This is a genomic window from Thalassospira sp. A3_1 (assembly GCF_017744215.1).
GTDB classification, from domain to species: domain Bacteria; phylum Pseudomonadota; class Alphaproteobacteria; order Rhodospirillales; family Thalassospiraceae; genus Thalassospira; species Thalassospira lucentensis_A.
The window spans coordinates 138,388-159,684 of sequence record NZ_JAGHQQ010000003.1; the positions used below are offsets into that span (position 1 = coordinate 138,388).

The following is a 21,297-nucleotide window of genomic DNA, read 5'->3' on the forward strand; positions in this document are numbered from 1 at the left end:
CGACCGACAGGGAAGAGACCGGATGTCACAAAAGGTTGGGGATCGCCTGAAAGCTGTGCGTACCATGTACGGGTTGTCCCAGCGTGAACTGGCGCGTCGCGCCGGTGTCACCAACAGCACGATCTCGACGATTGAACAGAACCGGGTCAGCCCGTCGGTTGACAGTTTGGCCAAGGTTCTGGCGGGTATCCCCATGAGCCTGATCAACTTCTTTACGATTGATCTGGAAAACGGCGAGGAGATTTTCTTTCGCAAGGAAGATCTTGTCGAACTTTCCGATGGCACCATGTCGATGCGTCTTGTCGGCGCGACCCGCAAGGACCGCAATTTGCGCGTCCTTCATGAAATTTATCCGCCCGGCGGTGACACCGGCGACAATCTGATCGTCCAGAAGGGCGAGGAAGCCGGTGTTGTTGTCCGTGGCAAGCTTGAAGTTACAGTGGGCGAACGTGTTCGTGTTCTGGGACCCGGGGATGCATATTATTTCAATGCCGAAATCCCGCACCGGTTCCGAAATGCTGGTGACACGGAATGCGAAGTCGTCAGTGCCGCAACACCGCCGTCATACTGATTGCACAATCGTCATGTTTGAATATCGCGCGGAACAAACAGAACGCGCGACCCGTCAGGAGGATATCCGATGACAAACCAGTTGAATTTCGAACAGCTGAGCGCACAGGCAGCCAGCCTGACGATCCGTAACAAGGCCTTTATCAATGGGGCTTATGTCGATGCGGCATCGGGCAAAACGTTTGATTGCATCAGCCCGCGCGACGGCAGGGTTTTGACCAAGGTGGCCGAATGCGATGTTGAAGACGTCAATCGCGCGGTGCAGTCCGCGCGTGCGGTCTTTGAAAAAGGTAGCTGGTCGGAAGCATCGCCGGGCAAGCGCAAGGCCGTGATGATGAAGTTTGCCGATCTGATGGAAAAGCATGCTGCCGAACTGGCGCTGCTTGAAAGTCTTGATATGGGCAAACCGATCAGCCTTGCGGCGGGTGATGACATCCCATTGTCCTATAAATGCATCCGCTGGTACGCCGAGGCGATTGATAAGATTTATGACGAAATTTCACCGGGCGAGGCACGCGCAATTGGCATGATCACGCGTGAACCGCTGGGCGTGGTTGCCGCGGTGGTGCCATGGAACTTCCCGTTGATGATGGCGGTCTGGAAGCTTGGCCCGGCATTGGCGATGGGCAATTCGATCATTCTTAAACCTGCCGAACAGTCGCCACTGACCGCGATCCGTGTTGGGGAGCTGGCGGTCGAGGCGGGCATTCCGGCTGGTGTTCTGAACGTTCTGCCGGGCTTTGGCCCGACGGCGGGCAAGGCACTTGGCCTGCATCCGGATGTCGATTGCGTGACTTTTACCGGTTCGGGCGAGGTCGGGAAACTGTTCCTGCAATATTCCGGTCAGTCGAACATGAAACGCGTCTGGCTGGAATGCGGTGGCAAAAGCCCCAATATCGTTCTGGCCGATTGCCCCGATATGGACGCGGCAGCAGAAGCCGCAGCAGGCGGCATTTTCTATAACCAGGGCGAAGTTTGCACAGCCGGTTCGCGCCTGATTGTCGAAGAAAGCATCAAGGATGAGTTCATCGAGAAAGTGGTAGCAGCAGGCCGCAAAATGCAGCCGGGTGACCCCCTGGACCCAAACAGTCAGATGGGCGCGATTGTCGATGAAAATCAGATGAACCGCGTTCTGGGCTATATCGAGAAGGGGGCGGCAGAGGGTGCAAAACTTTGCACAGGTGGCAAACGCGCACGTACCGAGTCCGGTGGATATTATGTCGAGCCGACCGTTTTTGACGCGGTCAAAAACGACATGACAATCGCCAAGGAAGAAATCTTTGGCCCGGTTTTGTCGGTGATTTCGGTCAAGGATTGGAAAGAGGCTGTTCAGACGGCGAATGATACGCCATATGGACTTGCTGCGGCAGTTTGGACGCGCGATATCAACAAGGCCCATCTGGCGGCTAAAAAGCTGCGTGCGGGTCTTGTCTGGGTCAATTGCTGGGACGGTGGATCCATCACCATGCCGTTTGGCGGTTACAAGCAATCGGGCACCGGTCGTGACCGTTCGCTGCATGCGATGGACAAATATTGTGAAATCAAGTCGACCTGGATTGCACTAGGCGACGCCTGAGGTTCGGAAAGGACAAGGGGACGAATTATGAGCAGTACCGGGGTTATTGATACCAAAGGCGGCGACAACGCTTTTACTGCGAAATCCGTGCATCAGAATACCAGTGAGCCGATGTATTCCGGTGCGCTGTCATTCATGCGCCGCAAATATACCCGTGATCTTACGGGCATTGATGTTGCGGTTACGGGCATCCCCTATGATCTTGCAACGTCAAGCCGCCCCGGTACGCGCCTTGGCCCGCAGGGGGTGCGCCGTGCGTCGGTAAATCTTGCATGGGCACCGCATTTCCCGTCCGGGCGCGATATCTTTGGCGAACTGGCCGTGATTGATTACGGCGATATGGTGATTGATCCCGGTTATCCGCATAAGATCCCGGAAATGATCGAGGATCATGCACGCGATATCGTCAGTTCGGGTGCTAAAATGCTGACGATCGGTGGTGATCATTTCATCAGCTATCCGATCCTGAAAGCCCATGCCGAGAAATACGGCAAGGGAATTTCGCTGATCCAGTTCGATGCCCATTCCGATACATGGGAAGATGACGGTGATCGTATCGATCACGGCACCATGTTCTGGCATGCGGCAAAGAACGGTATTGTTGATCCATCCAAATCGATCCAGGTCGGCATCCGCACGCATAATGAATCGACCCACGGATACAACATCCTTTACGGGCCGGATGTGCAGGCGATGTCGATTGATCAGATCGTTGCCAAAATCAAGGATGTGGTCGGCGACAATCACGCCTATATCACCTTTGATATCGACGGGCTTGATCCGTGCTATGCCCCTGGCACCGGCACACCGGTTTTGGGCGGCTTGACCAGCCATCAGGCGGTTTCGATCCTGCGCGGTCTTGCGGGCGGTATCAACCTGATAGGGTCGGATGTGGTCGAAGTTTCCCCGCCTTATGACGTTTCAGATATTACATCGCTTGCCGGTGCGACGATTGCGTGGGAAATGCTGAACATCCATGCTGTAAACCGAAAGCCATAATTGCGCGCGCAGAAAGAATTCAAAAAGGGCCGGTTATTTTAACAATACCGGCCCTTTGCTTTTTGGGGCTGCTGTGATGTTATTGCGCTTAATCAGTGTATTGGAGGAAAGATATGAAACCGGTTTCAATTTCGCTTTTGACGATTTGTGGCATTGATGAACTGCCAACCCATCAGACCCGATCGGTTTCGCATGTGCTTTCCGTTCTTGATCCGGAACGTCCGGACCCGGACGCCTTTGCGGCATATGCGCCGCATGAACGTACCATTCTGCGCTTCCACGATATTATCGAGGAACTCCCGGGCCAGATGGCGCCGACATCAGCCCATGTTGAAGAGGTTCTTGCCTTTGGCGAGGGGCTTAAAAACACGGTAGATGCCCGTAAGGACGGTCACTTGCTGGTGCATTGCCATATGGGCGTGTCGCGCTCAACAGCCGCTATGCTTACCCTGATGGCGCAGACCCAGCCCGACGTGGCCGAAGACGAACTGTTTGCCGCTCTTCGTGCCATTCGTCCGATTGCATGGCCAAATTCGCGCATGATCGCCTTTGCCGATGATCTGCTTGGGCGGGATGGCAGGCTGGTATCCGCCCTTAACCGGCATTATCGCTATCAGCTTGAACATGACGATCATTTCGATGAATGGATGACATCGCTTGGTCGAGCGCGTGAAGTGGCACTTGGAAAAGCGGCCTGAAGTTGCAGTGTTACGCCCGGAAATCAGCCACTTTGTGATCAAAGTGGCTTTTCCTTTGCCTGTCGAATTGAATCGATTTAAAAACGTCGCGTCCCACAGCAAATGATAATGCCCGCAATCCCGTTGCCGGGTGACATAAACGGAGAAACGCTATGAGCGCAAAAGCAGTTTGCCTTGGGGAATTGCTGATCGATTTTGTTCCGACCGTAACCGGTACCGGCCTTGCCGATGCACCGGCATTTGCCAAGGCCGCAGGTGGTGCGCCGGGCAATGTGGCTGTGGGATTGCAGCGGCTTGGCATTGAAACGGGTTTTATCGGCAAGCTTGGCGATGATGCCTTCGGCCATTTTCTGGTCGATACGCTCAAAGCTGACAATGTCGATACATCGGGCATCGTCCTGACCAAGGAAGCCCTGACAGGGCTTGCCTTTGTTTCGCTGCGGGCTGATGGCGAACGTGAATTTTCCTTCTATCGCAGTCCGTCTGCCGACATGCTGCTGTCCCCGTCGGATCTGGATGAGGATATGCTTAAAGGATGCGCGTTGTTTCACTATGGCACGCTTTGCATGATCGATGACGATCCGCGTGCGGCGACGCTTGCGGCGATTGACATTGCGCGCAAAAACGGTGCGATCATTTCATGTGACCCCAACCTTCGCCTGCCGCTTTGGCCCAGTGCGGATGCCGCGCGTGATATGCTGCGTCTTGCGATCACCAAGGCGGATGTTGTGAAAATTTCCGACGACGAAGTCGCCTTTATCACCGGCAAGGACGATCTTGAGGATGGCGTGCGTGAATTATGGTGCGATCACTGGAAATTGATGATCGTGACGTCGGGCCCGAAAGGCAGCCGGTTCTTTACCCCTGATTTCGAAGGTTCAGCCAAGCCGTTCAAGGTCACGGCGGTTGACGCGACCGGGGCAGGGGACGGGTTTACCGCAGGCTTCCTGTCACGTTTGCTCAAAGATCCGGAATTGCTGAAATCTGCGGCAAAGGTCGAAGCCGCCTGTCGCTTTGCCAATGCGGTTGGGGCCCTTACCGCAACCAAACGCGGTGCGATTGCAGCCCTTCCGACCGAGGCACAGGTTTCGGAATTCCTTTCCGCGAACTGATTGGCCGGATAATATTCATGCGATGGCAATCCTGTTCCCGCCGGATTGCCATCAAAATGTCCCACAAACTGTCCCACAAATGGTCGTATCGGCGTGTTAGTGTTTTGACATGACGCCGATATTGTTTGCTATCTGTTTGAAGCCGAGGGTGGAATGTCCACAGAAAATCTGACGACCTGCTGGGAAAAGCTTGATCGACTGGGCGCAGAAGTTTCCAAGAACCTGAATTTGCGCAAAGCCTTTGCCGATGATCCGGCACGGTTCGACCGTTTCCACGTTACACAGGATGATCTGTTTATCGATTATTCGAAAAACCTGATCACCGATGATGTGATGGCTGCGCTGTGCGAATTGGCGGAAACAGCCAATGTCGAAAGCTGGCGAGAACGGATGTTTGCCGGTGACCGGATCAATGTCACCGAAAATCGCGCTGTTCTTCATACAGCCCTTCGCAATCTGGATGGCAATCCGGTGATGGTTGACGGCAAGGACGTTATGCCCGACATCAAGGAAGTCCTTGTACGTATGAAACGCTTTGCCGCGCGCGTGCATACCGGCGACTGGAAAGGCCATACCGGCAAGGCGATCACCGATGTCGTCAATATCGGGATTGGCGGTTCCGATCTTGGGCCGGTCATGGTGAACGAGGCACTTCGTCCGTATCATATCGACGGTATTCGCTGCCATTTCGTTTCCAACGTCGATGGTGCGCATATCGTTGATACACTGAAAAACCTTGATGCGGAAACGACGCTTTTCATCATTGCATCCAAAACCTTCACCACCGACGAAACCCTGACAAATGCCTATTCGGCCCGTGACTGGCTGGTTGGTTTGCTGAAAGATGAAGGTGCAGTTGCCAAGCATTTTGTCGCGGTGTCAACTGCCTTGGACAAGGTTGCAGAATTCGGCATTGATACTGACAACGCGTTTGGTTTCTGGGACTGGGTCGGTGGGCGATACAGCCTTTGGTCGGCTATCGGATTGCCGATCATTCTTGCGGTCGGGTACGGGAAATTCGAAGAATTGCTGCGTGGCGCACAGGTGATGGATAACCATTTCCGTTCAGCTCCGCTTGACCGGAATATTCCGGTAACGCTGGCGTTGATCGGGGTCTGGTATCGCAATGTTCTGGGGGCTTCCAGTCAGGCGATCCTGCCTTATGACCAGCATCTTTCGCGCCTGCCGGCTTATTTGCAGCAGGCCGATATGGAAAGTAACGGCAAATCCGTTACCCGCGATGGCAAGCCGATCTATTATGAAACCGGTCCGATCATCTGGGGCGAACCCGGCACCAATGGCCAGCACGCCTTTTATCAGTTGATCCATCAGGGTACAGAACTGATCCCGGTTGATTTCATCGTTGCGGCGAATGCCTTGCACCCGTTATCGAACCACCATGACAAACTGGTCGCAAACTGCTTTGCGCAGGCCGAAGCCCTGATGCGCGGCAAGACAGAGGCGGAAGTCCGCGATGAACTTGCCGGTGGCAATCTGTCCCCGGCCGAGATTGATGTTCTGGCCCCGCAAAAGGTCTTTGCCGGGAACAAGCCCAGCACCATGATCCTCTATAAGCAGCTTGATCCCTTTACGCTGGGGCGTCTGGTCGCAATGTATGAACATAAAATCTTTGTTCAGGGCATCATCTGGAACGTCAATTCCTATGACCAGTGGGGGGTTGAACTTGGCAAGCAGCTTGCCAAGGAATTGCTGCCGATGGTGCAGGGGAATGAAACAGCCGATGCGCGTGATGCTTCAACGGCGGGGCTGATCAATCAGTTACACGCACTTCGCGGTTAAGTCGATCCGAAGGGTGGTGTCAGTCTGTCTGATGCCGCCCTTGTTATGTACGCGATGATCCCGGCAGCGGGCAGAACAATATTTGACATCATCCCAACAATCGCGCCATTTACGTCGCCATGCGAAGGGCCGGTTACAGGTCATGCAAACCTTGTTCGGCAGGTTCGCCTTTTCAGGTCGTTTACCGTTGGCATTTCGGGCCATCCGATCACCCGATTAGAGCTTCGATCATGGCGTGTGCGGCGCATTTTCCGCTGCGCCATGCCGCTTCTACCCTTGCCCCCAGGCACCAGTCACCCGCGGCAATTATGCGTCCGTTTATTCCGGCCAAATGGCTTCGACCAAGTGGCGTTATAGTCCGGGCATATCGCCAGCGATGGGCGTCTATTGAAATCACATCGGGAAGTCTGGCACCACTTGCCGCGCGCAGTTTATCGAGCAATCGGGACGCGATGCGTTCCTTGTCCTCTTCAAGGTTGTCGCGGGACCATTTAGGACTGGCATGCAAAACCCAAAGGTCGGGGGATGGCTTGTGGATCAGATGACGGTGATCGCCACTGCGCGCCGCCCAGCTTATCGCCGGATCAGGATGGATCATCGCGTCAAATGCCGTTGGCAACGGTTTGGCAAAAGCGATCATCACAGCCCAGCATGGGGCCATTTCAACATCGGCAATCGGATCAAATCGTGCGGCAAGCGGTTGCAGCAATTCTGCCGATTGCGGCGCTGGCGCGGTAACGATCACACCGTCAAACGGGCCGAATTCACCATCCAAATCGTCATGCAGGACAAAATTGCGCGGTCCGGCGGTTTCGATACGGGTAATGCGGTGTTGCTTGCAGATTTCAAACGGTGCCAGAAGCGGGGTGATCAGTTTGTTCATCTGCGGTGCGCCCTGATACCAGATATCTTTGGCGGCATTGCCGTCTGTGATTGATTGCGACGGCATATCCAGGTGCGCCAAAGCTCCGCGATGCAGGTTCGGGTTCCAGTTATGGGCCGCTTTCCGGTTTTCTGCCTGATGAAGGAATGCCCTGAAATCAGGATGAAGGGCAGTGACATATTGGGCGCCGTGATTGAAATTGCCAAATTCGGTGCGCCGTGTCGCCAGACGTCCGCCCGTGCCGCGGCTTTTTTCAAAGACCGTTACATTAGCGCCGACCTGGTGAAGCGTGGCTGCTGCCTTTAAACCGGCCATTCCTGCACCGATAATGGCGATCTTGATTGCGGCCATTTTGCTGTTTCTGCCTTAAAATTTTCAACCTTTGATGTCTTACGCTGGCCGATGGCGTTTGGAGCATCTTGCAGTGCCCGATATTTATGAAACTGTCACCTTGTCGTCATCAAACTGTTACGCGTTATCAGCAGGTTATCTGCCACGATTAAACCGAACATCAGGGGGAATTTATGCGTTATTCTTTAATGGCGACTGTAGCGATGTCTGTGCTTCTCGGGGCTTGTGGTACGGCGTCTCATTCGAGCAACATGGCCATGACGGTCGATACGGCCTCGCCGGCGGCCAAACCGCTTTCGATTGTGCCGATGGGTGAATATCGCACCGGTCTTTTTGACGAAGGTGCGGCTGAAATCCCGGCTTATGATCCGGCAAGCAAGCGCATTTTCGTCGTGAATGGCGGTGAAAAGGCAATCGATATTCTTGATATGTCGAACCCGGACAAACTTGCCAAACTTGGCTCGATCAAACTTGCAACCTGGGGTAAGGCAGCAAACAGCGTTGCCATCCATGGCAACATCGTTGCCGCCGCGGTCGAGAATGACGACAAACAGGCACCGGGCAAGGCCGTCTTCTTCGACACCAATGGTGATTTCATTGCTGCGGTAACTGTCGGCGCGTTGCCAGACATGATCAAGTTTACCCCGGATGGAAAATACGTTTTGGTTGCGAACGAAGGGGAGCCGAACGACGCATTCGACAATGATCCCGAAGGCAGCATTTCGATTATTCCGGTGTCCGGAAATCTTGCCGATCTGTCGGATGCCGATGTGCGGAATATTTCCTTCGCATTCCTGAACGGGACGGACCTGCCATATGGCATGCGCACGTCAAACCCGGGCACTTCGAGCGTGGCACAGGATATCGAACCGGAATATATCGCCGTCTCGAAAGATAGCAAAACGGCCTATGTTTCGCTTCAGGAAAACAACGCGGTGGCGATCATCGACATTGAGACCGCAAATGTTATCCGGGTTGCCGGACTTGGCTTCAAGGATCATTCGGTCAACGCGTTTGATGCCAGCGACAAGGACGGCGAAATCAACATTCGCACTTGGCCGGTCATGGGCATGTATATGCCAGATACGATTGATACGATCGAAATCGGCGGCAAAACCTGGGTCCTGACGGCAAATGAAGGGGATTCTCGCGATTACGACGGTTACAGCGAAGAAACCCGCGTTGGCAAACTGACCCTTGATCCGGTCGCATTCCCGAATGCTAGCTCCTTGCAGAAGGACGAAAACCTTGGACGTCTGAAAACGACTACGGCGCAGGGGGATACTGATGGTGATGGTGATTTCGACGTGATCTATAGCTATGGCGCGCGTTCGTTCTCTGTCCTTGATGCCGATGGTAATATGGTCTTTGACAGTGGTGACAAGTTTGAACAGTACATGGCCGCGAATTACGGCAATGTGTTCAATGCATCTGACACCGAGAACTACAGCCGTGATGATCGTTCTGATGATAAGGGACCGGAACCCGAAGGTCTGGCAACCGGTTACGTCAATGGTACGCCTTATGCTTTCATCGGTCTGGAACGCCAGGGCGGGTTTATGGTCTATGACCTGACAAATCCGACCAATCCGCAATTCGTGACCTATCATTCAGATCGCCGTTTTTCCGGTAATCCGGAAGCAGGTACCGCGGGTGAACTTGCACCGGAAGGCATGCTGTTTGTTGATCCAAAAGATAGCCCGACGGGCAACGCCATGCTGATCGTAGCAAGTGAAGTATCGGGCAGCACGAAAGTTTATGACCTGAAATAGGTTGTATAAGTCTCTGCGTGCAAAGGATTTGTAGATCAAAAGCCGGGGATTCTCTCCCCGGCTTTTTCATTTATCCCGTCCGTTTGGTAAAATGGTTCAATACTGCAACGATATGAACTAAACTCCGCGCCACGGTCCGGTTACGGACCTGTCGACCGAAGGGAGGCGGAGACTGAGTACGCGACGTGAACCCCATATTCTGGTTGTCGATGACGATCAGGAAATCCAGAAGCTCCTGAAAAAATTCCTGCTCCAGCACGGGTTTCGTATCACCACCGTTTCCGACGGGGCGGAGATGCATCGTGCGCTTCGCGACTGGAATATTGATCTGGTGATCCTTGATATCATGTTACCCGGCGAGGATGGTTTTGCGCTGTGCCGGGATGTGCGCCGCAATTCCAAGGTACCGATTGTCATGCTGACCGCGGTGGGCGAGGATACGGACCGTATTCTTGGTCTGGAACTGGGTGCTGATGATTATCTGACCAAGCCGTTCAATCCGCGCGAATTGCTGGCACGTATTCGTGCCGTGTTCCGCCGTTTTGAAACCGGCACCGTGACACAGGTCCATCACGAAGAAACCAAGACCCAGAAAATCCTGTTTGCCGACTGGACGCTCGACATTGGATCACGCGAATTGCGTGATCTGGATGATGTTGCGGTGCATTTGTCGACCGGGGAATTTTCGCTTTTACTGGCACTGGTAAAGCATAACAAGCGTGCGCTTTCGCGCGAACAGCTTGTCGATATCGTACGCGGTCAAAGCTCGATCCCCTTTGATCGCAGTATCGATATCCAGATCAGCCGCCTGCGCCGGAAAATTGAAAAAGATGCCAAAAATCCCAAACTGATCAAAACAGTGCGCGGGATCGGCTATCAGTTCTGCGCCGATACGAGGACCGTCTAGGAATTCGATCCATGACAGATCAGATTGGTGCGTTTTCCGAATATATGCGGCGGTTCAAGCCCCGCACGCTGGGCGGACGCATCTTTATGATCATGATGGTCGGTGGTGTCATCATTGCCGGGATCAGTTCAATCGCATCGAAATACATTATCGAACGAAGCGAACGGATCAGCCGTGCCTATACGCTGGGCTTTACCATTCGCGAACTGATCCTGATCGCCGAAAGCCCGGAATTACAGGGAAATATCGTTGATATAGCAGCGCGTGACGGGCTTTCTGTCCGTGTTCTACCACCTGACGACATCGGTACAATTCTTCTGTTTTCGCGCCCGGCACAGCATATCGCAATGCCTGCGCGTCTGGCCGATACAGGCTGGCCAACATCGGTAAAGGTCCATTTTCGTCGTGGTCGCCTTGGTTCCGAACAGCGTGACCTGATTGAAGCGGCTGAAAATCCCAGCCTGTTTTTTGCCGGTCTATCGCGCGAAATAGCACGTCAGGGGTTAGAAGCCCGTATCGAGATCATGTTGCCATCAGGTATGCGGATGCTGCTTAGCCATTCGGTGCTGTGGTCGGATTATGCATCGCCATCCATGGTTTTTCTGATTTTTCTGGTCGGGGTTATCGCGGTGTTGGCGGTATTCGCTGCCTTGGCCGACCTTCTGGCCGGGCCTTTCAAAAATCTGACCGAGGCGATCATTCGTCAGGGCGACGAAGTCGAAGGCCCCCCGGTCGAGGAACGCGGCCCGACCGAGGCAAGATCAATGGCCGCGGCCTATAACGGATTACGCGAACGGATTTCACGCATGCTGGGGGATAGAACCCGCATGCTGGCCGCGATTTCACACGATTTGCGCACGCCTAGTACGCGCCTGCGGCTGCGTGCGGAATTTATCGATAATGATGAACTGCGCGAAACCGTATTGCGTGACCTTGATGAAATGGACGGGCTTTTGAATGATGCGCTCGATTTCCTTGGTGACTGGATTCACAAGGAAGAAGAGCGGACGGTTGATTTCACATCGGTTCTCGAAGCGATTTGCGACGATTACGCTGATCTTGGTCGACCTGTCAGTTTTGAGGGGCCTCAGCCGCTTCGGTTCAGTTCGGTGCATACGGTTTTTGGGGGCGGGGATGAAGCGCATTCATTTGGCGACAAGCGCAGCATTCGTCTGACCTGTCGGCCGGGAACCTTGAAACGTGCCTTCACCAATCTGATCGAAAATGCCCTGAAATATGGTTATCGCGCCTATGTCAGTCTTGATGCAACAGCCGATACGGTGCTGATTTCCGTTCGGGACGAAGGGCCGGGCATTGCCGAGGAACATCAGGAAAATGTTTTTTTGCCATTCTTCCGTGTCGAGGGCTCGCGCGCGCGTACCACCGGCGGCAGCGGCCTTGGCCTGTCGATTGTGAAAACGGTTATAGATGCCCATGACGGTACGGTACGGCTACGCAATTTGCCCAGACGCGGGCTTGAGGTCACGATTGCATTGCCACGGCGCGTTGCCAAAACCTGATACCAAAAAGGCCCGGAAACATCCGGGCCTTTTTGGTATCAGGGAGATCAAGGTGATACGATACCCCAAAGAGAAGAACGGCGGGTGGCCCCCAGAACCACCCGCCGATCAGATCAGATCCGAAGTTCCGTTACCGGATCAAACAGACTGATCTGAGACATGTCGGCCGAGAATGTCATGATCTCGCCCGGTTGCGGTGCCCGGTCTGGCCGGACGCGCGCAACGATTTCCTTTCCGCCGATTTCGACAACCGTCATGGTGTCGGCACCGGTCGGCTCAATGACTTCGACCTTACAGTCGAAATTGACATATTGGCTGCCCGGTTGGTCGGAGCCGGTACGCTTGTGCGTAAGGCCTTCCGGACGGATGCCAAAAACGACATCTTTGCCGACATAGCTCTGATAGCTCTCCGGTGCATCTTTCAGCGGCAGAATGATCGGGTCGTTATCGCGTTTGATCGATACGGCCAGATTGCCATTGTCATTGATCAGGGTTGCATTGATGAAGTTCATCGAAGGCGAACCGATGAAGCCGGCAACAAAAATGTTGTTCGGGCGTTCGTAGATATTCTGCGGCGTATCGAACTGCTGCAGGATGCCATCTTTCATGACCGCAATGCGCGAGGCAAGGGTCATGGCTTCGATCTGGTCGTGGGTCACGTAAACGATGGTGGCACCCAGACGCTGATGCAGTTTTTTGATCTCGGTACGCATATCGACGCGCAGCTTGGCATCAAGGTTCGAGAGCGGTTCGTCGAACAGGAAGATGTCCGGATCACGAACCAGCGCACGGCCCATTGCAACGCGCTGGCGCTGACCACCCGAAAGCTGGGATGGCTTGCGGTCCAGCAGGGCTTCGATCTGCAGCAGTTTGGCAACATCGGCAACGGCCTTGTCACGTTCTGCCGCCGAAACACCACGGATCTCAAGACCGAAGGTGATGTTCTTGCGAACGGTCATATTTGGGTAAAGCGCGTAGGACTGGAACACCATCGCGATGTTGCGGTCCTTGGGATGCACGTCGTTGATCACGCGATCACCGATGCGGATTTCCCCGTCGCTGGAACCTTCAAGACCTGCAATCAGGTTCAGAAGGGTGGATTTGCCGCAACCCGACGGGCCGACCAGAACCAGGAACTCGCCGTCTTCAATAGCAATATTGATTTCTTTGAGAACCTCGACAGGACCGAAGGCCTTGCGAACTTTATCAAGGGTGAGTGATGCCATTTGCTTATCCCTTCACCGAACCGGCGGTCAGGCCGCGGACGAAGTATTTTCCGGCCAGAACATAAACAAGCAGGGTCGGCAGGCCGGTCAGCAGGGCTGTGGCCATATCGACATTGTACTGTTTCACGCCGGTCGTGGTGTTGACGATATTGTTGAGTGCGACAGTCATCGGTGCATTGTCGCCCGAGGCGAAGGACGCACCGAAAAGGAAGTCATTCCAGATTTGGGTGAACTGCCAGATAACCGACACCACGATGATCGGGGTCGAGATCGGCAGAATGATACGCCAGAAAATGGTGAAGAATCCTGCGCCATCGATGGTTGCGGCTTTCACCAGTTCATCCGGGATCGAAACATAATAGTTCCGGAAGAACAGTGTGGTGAAGCACAGACCGTATACGACATGCACGAGAACAAGGCCCGTGGTCGAACTTGCAAGACCAAGCGATCCCAGAACCTGTGACATCGGCAGCAGAACGACCTGGAACGGAATGAAGCAGCCAAACAGCAGCAGGGCAAAGACGATATTCGCACCTTTGAAGCGCCATTTGGTCAGCGCATAGCCGTTGATCGCACCAAGGAAGGTCGAGATCAGGACCGCAGGAACCGCCATTTTGACAGAGTTCCAGAAGTAAATTTTGATCCCCGAACATTCAACGCCCACACAGGCCTCGTTCCACGCATAGGTCCATGCATCGAAGGTCACGACACGCGGCAGCGAAATGAGCGAGCCTTCCCGGATTTCGCTAAGCGATTTCAACGAGGTCGAAATCATCACGAAAAGCGGGAACAGATAGTAGGCGGCGAACAGGATCAGAACGAGATAAAGCAAGCCGCGCAGTATGGTATGTTTCCAGCCTGCGTCGTGGCTGTAATGCTGAATATCAGCCATTTTTCTTGCCTCCGCGCAGTTCGGAATAAAGATATGGCACAATGATTGCCATTACGGTCGCCAGCATCATCATGGCACTTGCGGCACCCACGCCCAGCTGGTTGCGCTGGAAGGCCATCGTGTACATGAAGGTGGCCGGAAGATCGGATGAATAGCCGGGGCCGCCGCCGGTAAGTGCAATGACAAGGTCGAAGCTTTTAACGGCCAGATGGGCCAGAACGACAATGGCACTCAGGAAAACGGGGCGGATCGACGGAATGATAATGCCGAAATAGATGCGGGGCAGGCTGGCACCATCCATATAGGCTGCGCGAATTATGTCCTGATCGACGCCGCGCAATGCCGCAAGGAACATTGCCATAACAAAGCCCGATGCCTGCCAGACGGCTGCGATCACGACGGTATAGATCGCCATGTCCGAATTGACCAGCCAGTCGAATTTGAAGCTGGTCCAGCCAAGGTCATGCATCATGCTTTCCAGACCAAGGCCCGGATTGAGAAGCCATTTCCAGACGGTGCCGGTCACGATAAATGACAGGGCCATCGGATAAAGGAAAATCGTGCGAAGTACGCCTTCGGCGCGAATGCGCTGATCCAGAAGGACTGCAAGCAGGCAGCCAAGAAACAGGCAGATAACGATAAAGAGACCGCCGAAAATCAGCAGATTCTCGATGGCAACATGCCAGCGTTCCATTTGCCAGAGGCGTTCGTATTGCCGCAGACCAGCCCAATCCCAGACCGGAAGCATGCGCGATTTCGAAAACGCCATATAGCCTGTCCACAGGATGAACCCGTAGACAAAAAACAGGGACGCAGCAAAGGACGGTGCAACAACGATCTTCGAAAGATGGCGTTGGATGCTGGCCGTCAGGTTGCTTTCGGTGCTTGAAGAAGCCCCCATACCCTTTGCCTCAAACAATTAAAGTAGCGGGAATCCGGCCCCGGAAATTTCCGGGGCCGGCGCGTTGTCAGTCAATGTGACTGCACAGGTCAGATGAGATTAGTCTTTGGCCAGTTCAACTGCTTCGACAAGACGCTCGACGGCTTCGTCGGACGACATATCGGAGTTGAAGTGGGCGGTCACGACGTCAACGATCGCACCCGAAAGGTGACCGCGAAGCGCCATACCGTGTGCCATGGACGGCAGGAAGCCACCAGCATCCTGTGCTGCCAGAAGGTCAGCTTCGGATTTCTTTGCGCAATCGTCGAATTTGTCGAGTGCTACGCCAAGACGTGCCGGAATCGAACCCTTGAGAAGGTTGAAGGTTTCCTGGAATTTTTCACCAACGATCAGTTCTGCAAGCAGTTTCTGACCTTCGACCTTGTCATCGCCGGAAACATTGAACATCGCGAAGCTGTCAACGTTGAACAGGTAACCGTGTTCAGACGGGGTTGCCGAGCAGATGAAGTCTTTGCCCGGGACTTTACCCGCTGCAAGGAATTCGCCTTTTGCCCAGTCACCCATGATCTGCATGGCGGCATCGCCATTCATGACCATTGCAGTTGCAAGGTTCCAGTCACGGCCCGGGAAGTCGGCATCGACATAACCGCGGATTTTGCGCATCTGGTCGAACACGGCTTTCATCGTGTCGGATTTCAGCGCGTCCTCGTCGAGATCAACCAGAGCCTGCTGGTAGAATTCCGGACCGCCAAGACCAAGAACGACGGTTTCAAAGACGGTTGCGTCCTGCCATGGCTGGCCACCATGGGCGACTGGCGTGATGCCAGCAGCTTTCAGCTTGTCAGCAAGGGCGTTGAATTCGTCCCAGGTTTTCGGTGCTTCGGTGGCGCCAACTTTGGCCAGCAATTCCGGGTTTGCCCAGATCCAGTCAACACGGTGAATGTTTACCGGAACGGCAACATAGTCGCCTTCATACTTCATGACGCTCTGAATTGCCGGCGGGATCACCTTGTCCCAGCCTTCAGCTTCGGCAACGTCATTGAGATCAGCGAGTGCACCCTGTTCGGCCCAATCCTGGATCGCCGGGCCTTTAAGCTGAACGGCAGCCGGGGCATCGCCGGACAGAACGCGCGAACGCAGCACGGTCATGGCTGCGTCACCGCCGCCACCGGCAACCGGGCTATCAACCCATTTGCCACCATGTGCTTCGAAATCTTCTTTAAGGGCAGCGACGGCTTTGGCCTCACCGCCTGAAGTCCACCAATGAAGGACTTCGGCAGTCGGTTCGGCATGTGCAAAGCTTGCAGTCGCGAGAGCAGAGAACGCCACACCGGTGGCGAGAATGGTTTTGCGCAGATTCATTTAAGGTTTCCTCCCTGGCTTTAAACCAATTGCAGCGACAACATGCTGCCAAGGGGGACCCTTTGCACTCACAAAACTGTAACAGGGCGTTTCCAGAATGCGAACTGAAACAAACTGTTACAAAAATAGCATTATATCTTTGGATTATATTGCACAGCAGCAAAGATGATTAGCGTATTTCGCCGCAAGACAGTTATTCCAGTGATGCACAATTCGATCAAATGTGCTCGAATTTGTAACAGTCATAGATGAAAACGGGCAGGTTTAAATTAATACGGGACCTTTAGGCTGGCCGTCATATACGGGGCAGGAAGAGCCTGGCATCAAATGGATGCCGCTTGAATTGCTGCCATCAAGATGCCTTGACATCAAATGGTTTGGCACTATTAATCGCAATCATGAAAAACGTTATTTGCCTGTTTGCTGATTTCTATTACGGCCCTGCCACATAAGGCGGGAGCGTTTTTCTATGTTCAACCGCTGCGTCGTCGGCGGTTGATTTTAAAAGGCAGGCACCGGCATCGCGGCTCTTTGGAGACAGACGATGCCTTTTTTATTTCCAGCTCATCCGACGATAGGGATTTTGGGGTTCGGCGCCTTTGGGCGTTTGACGGCGCTTCATCTGGCGGATCATTTTCCGATTTTGGTGCATGATGTTAATCCTGATGCGGTCTCGGCATGTGCGTCGGTAGCAACGCCCGGAAACATTCGGGCGGCTGACATTATAAACGTGGCGAAGTGCGATATCGTCATTTTGGCTGTCCCGGTTACAGAAATGAGGGCGGTGATCGCACAGATTTCATCGCATTTGCGTGCGGGGGCGATTGTTCTGGATGTAGGGTCCGTGAAAATGGAACCGGTGCGGGCAATGCTTGAAGGGCTTCCCGATCATGTGGATATTATCGGAACCCATCCCCTGTTCGGTCCGCAAAGTGCCCGGGACGGTATTGCCGGGCTCAAGATCGCGATATGTCCTGTTAGGGGGCGCAGATTCCGCCGAATTGCGGCGTTCCTGCGTCACGTTCTTCGGCTTAAGGTGTTTGTAGTTACACCCGATGAGCATGACCGCGAGGCCGCTATCGTGCAGGGGGTGACACACCTGATTGCCAAGGTTCTGGTCCGGATGGATCCATTGCCCGCGCGCATGACAACGGCAAGCTTTGATTTGCTCGTAAAGGCGACCGAAATGGTGCGCTACGATGCGCCCGGCGTTTTCTGGGCGATTGAAAATGCGAACCCTTATGCCGGTGCCGTGCGGGAGCAGTTCTTTGAATTGGCGATGGGCGTGCGTGACCAACTTGCCGGTGGTAAATGTGCTGTTGTCGCGGTAACGGCGGAATGAGCGGTACGAACATGATTGACTATGTTGCGTCGCCGTATGCCCGATGCACGCTGAAATATATGATTTATTTCAATTTTTCTTTTGATCGGGGCTATAGTGTCACAATTGAACCCATTCAATTGTGACATTTTGGAATAGATGATATGCAATCTTTGGCGGTTGAGACATATGTCACTTGGGAGCATATTGCATTGCAGAAAGTGAAGTGATGAACGCGCCAACCAAAAGCGGAAGACCCGCAGGCAAGCGTTCTTGTTCTTAACCCAAGGAGGTTCAACATGTTCCTGTCCAGTATTCTCGTTGCTGTTCGCCGTTGGGCCTATGCACGCTCTGTCGCGAACGAACTCTACAATCTCGACAAACGTGATCTGGATGATGTCGGGATTTCCCACTGGCAGATCAAAGACGTAGCGCGCAAAGCTGCTCGTGACGCGATCGCTTAAGCCAGACTGAATTTCGACAGCGCCAGTTTGTAGGCAACTGTGTAAGCAGAAGCCGGACAATTCGTCCGGCTTTTTGTTTGTCTGGCTTTTGATCTGGCCGCTGTTTTGTCGGCAAGCTGGTTTACCACAGGCTCCCCTGACGTGATGGCTTTGGGGTTTTTCCGCAATCCATCTGTTTCAGGAAACTTTCGGCCTGTTGTATCAATGCTGTTTTACTGTTCCCATTCATGCGTGACCAGTTGCGATAAGGCATACCAAGGCGCGGATTATTGCCAAGTTTTTCGGCGTTACGATCCAGAAAGTGCCAGTAAAGCGCGTTAAAGGGACATGCATCGGGGCCTGTGTTCTTATTGGGGTTGTACTGGCAATCCGAACAGTAATCGGACATCCGGTTGATGTATTTCCCACTGGCGGCGTAGGGCTTGGACGCCATTTTCCCGCCGTCAGCATAAAGTGCCATGCCATAGGTGTTGGGAAGTTCGACCCATTCAAATGCGTCGATATAAACGGCCAGATACCATTCACAGACTTCCTTCGGATCAAGTCCGGATAAAAGCGCAAAGTTGCCAATCACCATCAGTCGCTGAATGTGATGAGCATAGGCATTATCAAGTGTTTCGGCGATGGCGTGATGCAGGCAGTTCATCGCAATGTCAGCATTCCAGAAAAAGGCGGGCAGAGGGCGCCTAGCATCGAAATAGCTGCTTTTTCCATAGTCCCGCCCCATGTGCCAGTAAAGCCCACGCACATATTCACGCCAGCCGAGTATCTGACGAATAAAGCCTTCGGTGGCGTTGATCGGCACTTTACCGTTGCGATAGGCATCTTCGGCGGCACGGCATACTTCATCGGGAAGCAAAAGGCCCACATTGATATAGCCGCTTAGAAGAGCGTGATAAACAGTGCTGCTTTTTACCGTCATCGCATCCTGATAGTCACCAAATAGCGGCAATCGATGTTCGATAAAGTGATCTAGGGCTTTTAGTGCATCCTGTCGGGTGACCGCCCAGCCGAAACGTTCATGCTTCCCACAGGCGTTCGGGAAATCTTGTGCAACGTGCTCCAGTAATGTCTGTGTGATCGCGTCTGGTTTGAAAGTGAGGGGGCTTGGTGGTCTTTTATCGTCGGGAAGACGTTTGCGATTATCGTGATCAAAATTCCACTGATCGCCGGCCGGTTTTCCGTCCTGTTCCATCAATATGCCGGTCGTACGTCGCAGTTGCCGATAGAAATACTCCATACGGAGTTCCTTGCGGTTCTCGGCAAATTCGACAAATGCCGAAAGCGGGGCAAAGAAACGATCATCAGCACGAACATCAAGCGTGATATCAAATGTACGGGTCCATTTTGCGACCTCGCCAAATATTCGCCATTCACCTGGCTCCGTAATGATCACCTGTTTCACCGGGTGATGTTTCAACGCCAGTTTCAGGGCATCGGTAAAGCTGCATAACAAACCTCGAAACCCTTTTCGCGCAAATCTTGGGCGAAATGGCGCATGGCAGACAGAATGAAAACGATCTTTTGCCGATGATGCGGAACATAGGTCGCCTCATCACGAGGTTCTGCCATCACAATCACATCCTGCGCCGGATTGGCATCCCGCAGGCTTGAAAGAGTGGTGGAAAGCTGGTCGCCAAGAACAAAGCGAATGGTTTTACAGGCAAGCATTTCCAAGGTGGCTCCGACGGCATGAAGCTGGATCACGACTCGTACGAAGGATTTCGCCCCGAAGATCGGAAAAAAGATCAAAATCAGACGGCAAAGCGCTAACCGATTTTCATTCGCAGGACTAAACACGCGAATGATTTTTACTTGTATGCCGTGAATTGAGAATTAGCGTAAAAATCGGCTAAATTATTGATAATGGTAATCAAAGGCGTGGTTTTCCCTTGAAAAGGGGGATGGTCGATCCCACTATTTGAACAGCCCAATCATCAGGAGTGCCACCATGAAGGGTGATCCCAAGATCATCGGTTATCTTAATCGCGTGCTGACCAATCAGTTGACGGCGATTAACCAGTATTTCCTGCATGCCCGTATGCTTCGCGACTGGGGCGTGGAAGAAATGGGCGAGTACGAATACAAGCTTTCGATCAAGGAAATGAAACGTGCCGATGACACCATCGAGCGCATTCTGTTCCTTGAAGGACTGCCCAACCTCCAGAATTTGAACAAGCTTATGATCGGCGAGAATGTCGAGGAAATCGTTTCCTGCGATATGAAGTTCGAACTGGCAAGCCTTCCGCTTCTGCGCGAGGCGATCACCGCCTGCGAAAAAGCCGAAGATTTCGTAACCCGCGATCTGCTGGTCAAATTCCTTGAAGATCAGGAAGAACATGTCGACTGGCTGGAAACAGAGCAGTGGCAGATCGAAAATGTCGGTATGCAGAATTACATTCAAAGCCGTTCTGGCGACGGCGACTAATACAGCAGGAGCTTAACGCCATGAAGGGTAACAAGAAGGTTATCGACGCGCTGAACAAACAGCTTACGGCTGAATTGTCTGCTGCAGACCAGTACAACACCCACGCCGAGATGTATCTCGATTGGGGCTTGCATGCGCTTTATACCCGGATGCACCATGAAAAGGATGAGGAACTCGAACATGCAAAACGCCTGATCGAGCGTATCCTATTCCTTGAAGGCGTGCCCGATACCGCGTCGCGCAGCCCGATCAAGATCGGCAAAACCGTGCCCGAGATGATGAAAAATGATCTTGAGCACGAATATCATGTGATCGATCTTCTGAAAAAGGCGATCAAACTTGCCGAGAAGGAAGAGGATTACCAGACGCGCAATATGCTGACCACGCTGCTTGATGACAGCGAAGAGGATCACGCATATTGGCTGGAACAGCAAATCCGCCTGATCGATATGATGGGCCTGCCGAACTATATCCAGTTCCGCGCTGTGGGCGAGCCAAACCCGCACGCCTAAGGT

Annotated in this window: 20 protein-coding genes and 1 pseudogene; 13 read left to right on the top strand and 8 right to left on the bottom strand. The window is 53.4% G+C overall.

The window, feature by feature from the left end:
* The first annotated feature begins 22 nt into the window (after nucleotides 1–22).
* From J7395_RS14095 to pgi, 6 genes are all read left to right on the top strand, one after another.
* On the top strand, nucleotides 23–571 hold the full coding sequence (locus J7395_RS14095) for a cupin domain-containing protein (protein WP_062953127.1): 549 nt from the start codon (nucleotides 23–25) through the stop codon (nucleotides 569–571).
* Between the two features lie 69 nt (nucleotides 572–640).
* The gene (locus tag J7395_RS14100) at nucleotides 641–2,146 is read left to right on the top strand and encodes an aldehyde dehydrogenase (protein ID WP_209221931.1); all 1,506 of its coding nucleotides are present in this window, start codon (nucleotides 641–643) and stop codon (nucleotides 2,144–2,146) included.
* 27 nt (nucleotides 2,147–2,173) lie between these two features.
* A complete protein-coding gene (speB, locus tag J7395_RS14105; protein WP_209221932.1) occupies nucleotides 2,174–3,145 on the top strand; it encodes an agmatinase in 972 nt (323 codons plus the stop codon).
* 113 nt (nucleotides 3,146–3,258) lie between these two features.
* A complete protein-coding gene (locus J7395_RS14110) occupies nucleotides 3,259–3,843 on the top strand; it encodes a dual specificity protein phosphatase family protein (RefSeq protein WP_114110093.1) in 585 nt (194 codons plus the stop codon).
* A 152-nt stretch (nucleotides 3,844–3,995) separates the two neighbouring features.
* Nucleotides 3,996–4,955, top strand: coding sequence for a PfkB family carbohydrate kinase (locus tag J7395_RS14115; RefSeq protein ID WP_209221933.1), 960 nt, complete (start codon nucleotides 3,996–3,998; stop codon nucleotides 4,953–4,955).
* Between the two features lie 153 nt (nucleotides 4,956–5,108).
* Entirely contained in the window at nucleotides 5,109–6,755 is a 1,647-nt protein-coding gene (gene pgi, locus J7395_RS14120; protein WP_209221934.1) for a glucose-6-phosphate isomerase, read from the top strand.
* Here pgi and J7395_RS14125 read toward each other — a convergent pair.
* A complete protein-coding gene (locus J7395_RS14125; protein ID WP_209221935.1) occupies nucleotides 6,735–6,959 on the bottom strand; it encodes a DUF2256 domain-containing protein in 225 nt (74 codons plus the stop codon). The two genes, pgi and J7395_RS14125, sit on opposite strands and share 21 nt — an antisense overlap.
* Nucleotides 6,960–6,963: 4 nt before the next feature.
* Nucleotides 6,964–7,989 (bottom strand): FAD-dependent oxidoreductase, encoded by a 1,026-nt coding sequence (locus tag J7395_RS14130; protein ID WP_209221936.1) that lies wholly within the window; start codon nucleotides 7,987–7,989, stop codon nucleotides 6,964–6,966.
* 173 nt (nucleotides 7,990–8,162) lie between these two features.
* Here J7395_RS14130 and J7395_RS14135 point away from each other — a divergent pair, with 173 nt between their 5' ends.
* The 3 genes from J7395_RS14135 (at nucleotide 8,163) to J7395_RS14145 (ending at nucleotide 12,188) form a co-directional block, all read left to right on the top strand.
* On the top strand, nucleotides 8,163–9,761 hold the full coding sequence (locus J7395_RS14135) for a choice-of-anchor I family protein (RefSeq protein WP_231858348.1): 1,599 nt from the start codon (nucleotides 8,163–8,165) through the stop codon (nucleotides 9,759–9,761).
* Nucleotides 9,762–9,960: 199 nt separating this feature from the next.
* Entirely contained in the window at nucleotides 9,961–10,668 is a 708-nt protein-coding gene (locus J7395_RS14140) for a response regulator (protein WP_309471120.1), read from the top strand.
* An 11-nt stretch (nucleotides 10,669–10,679) separates the two neighbouring features.
* Nucleotides 10,680–12,188, top strand: coding sequence for an ATP-binding protein (locus J7395_RS14145; RefSeq protein ID WP_209221937.1), 1,509 nt, complete (start codon nucleotides 10,680–10,682; stop codon nucleotides 12,186–12,188).
* Nucleotides 12,189–12,301: 113 nt separating this feature from the next.
* On the opposite strand, the gene ugpC is transcribed toward J7395_RS14145, so the two are convergent.
* The 4 genes from ugpC to J7395_RS14165 all read right to left on the bottom strand — a co-directional run bounded on the left by ugpC (nucleotide 12,302) and on the right by J7395_RS14165 (nucleotide 16,569).
* Complete coding sequence (ugpC, locus tag J7395_RS14150) at nucleotides 12,302–13,414, bottom strand: sn-glycerol-3-phosphate ABC transporter ATP-binding protein UgpC (protein WP_209221938.1); 1,113 nt, start codon at nucleotides 13,412–13,414, stop codon at nucleotides 12,302–12,304.
* Nucleotides 13,415–13,418: 4 nt separating this feature from the next.
* Nucleotides 13,419–14,306, bottom strand: a complete 888-nt coding sequence (locus J7395_RS14155; RefSeq protein WP_062961448.1) for a carbohydrate ABC transporter permease — start codon at nucleotides 14,304–14,306, stop codon at nucleotides 13,419–13,421.
* The gene (locus J7395_RS14160; RefSeq protein ID WP_007089386.1) at nucleotides 14,299–15,207 is read right to left on the bottom strand and encodes a sugar ABC transporter permease; all 909 of its coding nucleotides are present in this window, start codon (nucleotides 15,205–15,207) and stop codon (nucleotides 14,299–14,301) included. Before J7395_RS14160 ends, J7395_RS14155 begins: the two co-directional genes overlap by 8 nt.
* A 99-nt stretch (nucleotides 15,208–15,306) precedes the next feature.
* The gene (locus J7395_RS14165; RefSeq protein ID WP_062961449.1) at nucleotides 15,307–16,569 is read right to left on the bottom strand and encodes an ABC transporter substrate-binding protein; all 1,263 of its coding nucleotides are present in this window, start codon (nucleotides 16,567–16,569) and stop codon (nucleotides 15,307–15,309) included.
* 544 nt (nucleotides 16,570–17,113) lie between these two features.
* On the opposite strand from J7395_RS14165, the gene J7395_RS14170 reads away from it, so the two are divergent.
* Together J7395_RS14170 and J7395_RS14175 are read left to right on the top strand one after the other, a co-directional pair.
* Entirely contained in the window at nucleotides 17,114–17,911 is a 798-nt protein-coding gene (locus J7395_RS14170) for a prephenate dehydrogenase (protein WP_209221939.1), read from the top strand.
* Nucleotides 17,912–18,189: 278 nt separating this feature from the next.
* Nucleotides 18,190–18,354, top strand: coding sequence for a DUF1127 domain-containing protein (locus tag J7395_RS14175; protein WP_007089389.1), 165 nt, complete (start codon nucleotides 18,190–18,192; stop codon nucleotides 18,352–18,354).
* Nucleotides 18,355–18,475: 121 nt separating this feature from the next.
* Here J7395_RS14175 and J7395_RS21090 read toward each other — a convergent pair whose 3' ends face one another.
* Both J7395_RS21090 and J7395_RS21095 read right to left on the bottom strand, forming a co-directional pair.
* Entirely contained in the window at nucleotides 18,476–19,276 is an 801-nt protein-coding gene (locus J7395_RS21090) for a hypothetical protein (RefSeq protein WP_348541230.1), read from the bottom strand.
* A 59-nt stretch (nucleotides 19,277–19,335) separates the two neighbouring features.
* A pseudogene (locus J7395_RS21095) lies at nucleotides 19,336–20,025 on the bottom strand (cryptochrome/photolyase family protein).
* A gap of 280 nt (nucleotides 20,026–20,305) precedes the next feature.
* Here J7395_RS21095 and bfr (J7395_RS14185) point away from each other — a divergent pair.
* Nucleotides 20,306–20,782: a bacterioferritin gene (gene bfr / locus J7395_RS14185; protein WP_062948534.1), complete on the top strand. Its 477-nt coding sequence runs from the start codon at nucleotides 20,306–20,308 to the stop codon at nucleotides 20,780–20,782.
* Nucleotides 20,783–20,802: 20 nt separating this feature from the next.
* On the top strand, nucleotides 20,803–21,294 hold the full coding sequence (gene bfr / locus J7395_RS14190) for a bacterioferritin (RefSeq protein ID WP_062948536.1): 492 nt from the start codon (nucleotides 20,803–20,805) through the stop codon (nucleotides 21,292–21,294).
* The last annotated feature ends 3 nt before the right edge of the window (nucleotides 21,295–21,297 follow it).

Excerpts from the sequence above, each read along its gene's own strand:
- J7395_RS14095 (WP_062953127.1), top strand. The coding sequence starts at position 23 with ATGTCACAAAAGGTTGGGGATCGCCTGAAAGCTGTGCGTACCATGTAC.
- J7395_RS14100 (WP_209221931.1), top strand. The coding sequence starts at position 641 with ATGACAAACCAGTTGAATTTCGAACAGCTGAGCGCACAGGCAGCCAGC.
- speB (WP_209221932.1), top strand. The coding sequence starts at position 2,174 with ATGAGCAGTACCGGGGTTATTGATACCAAAGGCGGCGACAACGCTTTT.
- J7395_RS14110 (WP_114110093.1), top strand. The coding sequence starts at position 3,259 with ATGAAACCGGTTTCAATTTCGCTTTTGACGATTTGTGGCATTGATGAA.
- J7395_RS14115 (WP_209221933.1), top strand. The coding sequence starts at position 3,996 with ATGAGCGCAAAAGCAGTTTGCCTTGGGGAATTGCTGATCGATTTTGTT.
- pgi (WP_209221934.1), top strand. The coding sequence starts at position 5,109 with ATGTCCACAGAAAATCTGACGACCTGCTGGGAAAAGCTTGATCGACTG.
- J7395_RS14125 (WP_209221935.1), bottom strand. The coding sequence starts at position 6,959 with ATGGCCCGAAATGCCAACGGTAAACGACCTGAAAAGGCGAACCTGCCG.
- J7395_RS14130 (WP_209221936.1), bottom strand. The coding sequence starts at position 7,989 with ATGGCCGCAATCAAGATCGCCATTATCGGTGCAGGAATGGCCGGTTTA.
- J7395_RS14135 (WP_231858348.1), top strand. The coding sequence starts at position 8,163 with ATGCGTTATTCTTTAATGGCGACTGTAGCGATGTCTGTGCTTCTCGGG.
- J7395_RS14145 (WP_209221937.1), top strand. The coding sequence starts at position 10,680 with ATGACAGATCAGATTGGTGCGTTTTCCGAATATATGCGGCGGTTCAAG.
- ugpC (WP_209221938.1), bottom strand. The coding sequence starts at position 13,414 with ATGGCATCACTCACCCTTGATAAAGTTCGCAAGGCCTTCGGTCCTGTC.
- J7395_RS14155 (WP_062961448.1), bottom strand. The coding sequence starts at position 14,306 with ATGGCTGATATTCAGCATTACAGCCACGACGCAGGCTGGAAACATACC.
- J7395_RS14160 (WP_007089386.1), bottom strand. The coding sequence starts at position 15,207 with ATGGGGGCTTCTTCAAGCACCGAAAGCAACCTGACGGCCAGCATCCAA.
- J7395_RS14165 (WP_062961449.1), bottom strand. The coding sequence starts at position 16,569 with ATGAATCTGCGCAAAACCATTCTCGCCACCGGTGTGGCGTTCTCTGCT.
- J7395_RS14170 (WP_209221939.1), top strand. The coding sequence starts at position 17,114 with ATGCCTTTTTTATTTCCAGCTCATCCGACGATAGGGATTTTGGGGTTC.
- J7395_RS14175 (WP_007089389.1), top strand. The coding sequence starts at position 18,190 with ATGTTCCTGTCCAGTATTCTCGTTGCTGTTCGCCGTTGGGCCTATGCA.
- J7395_RS21090 (WP_348541230.1), bottom strand. The coding sequence starts at position 19,276 with ATGACGGTAAAAAGCAGCACTGTTTATCACGCTCTTCTAAGCGGCTAT.
- bfr (WP_062948534.1), top strand. The coding sequence starts at position 20,306 with ATGAAGGGTGATCCCAAGATCATCGGTTATCTTAATCGCGTGCTGACC.
- bfr (WP_062948536.1), top strand. The coding sequence starts at position 20,803 with ATGAAGGGTAACAAGAAGGTTATCGACGCGCTGAACAAACAGCTTACG.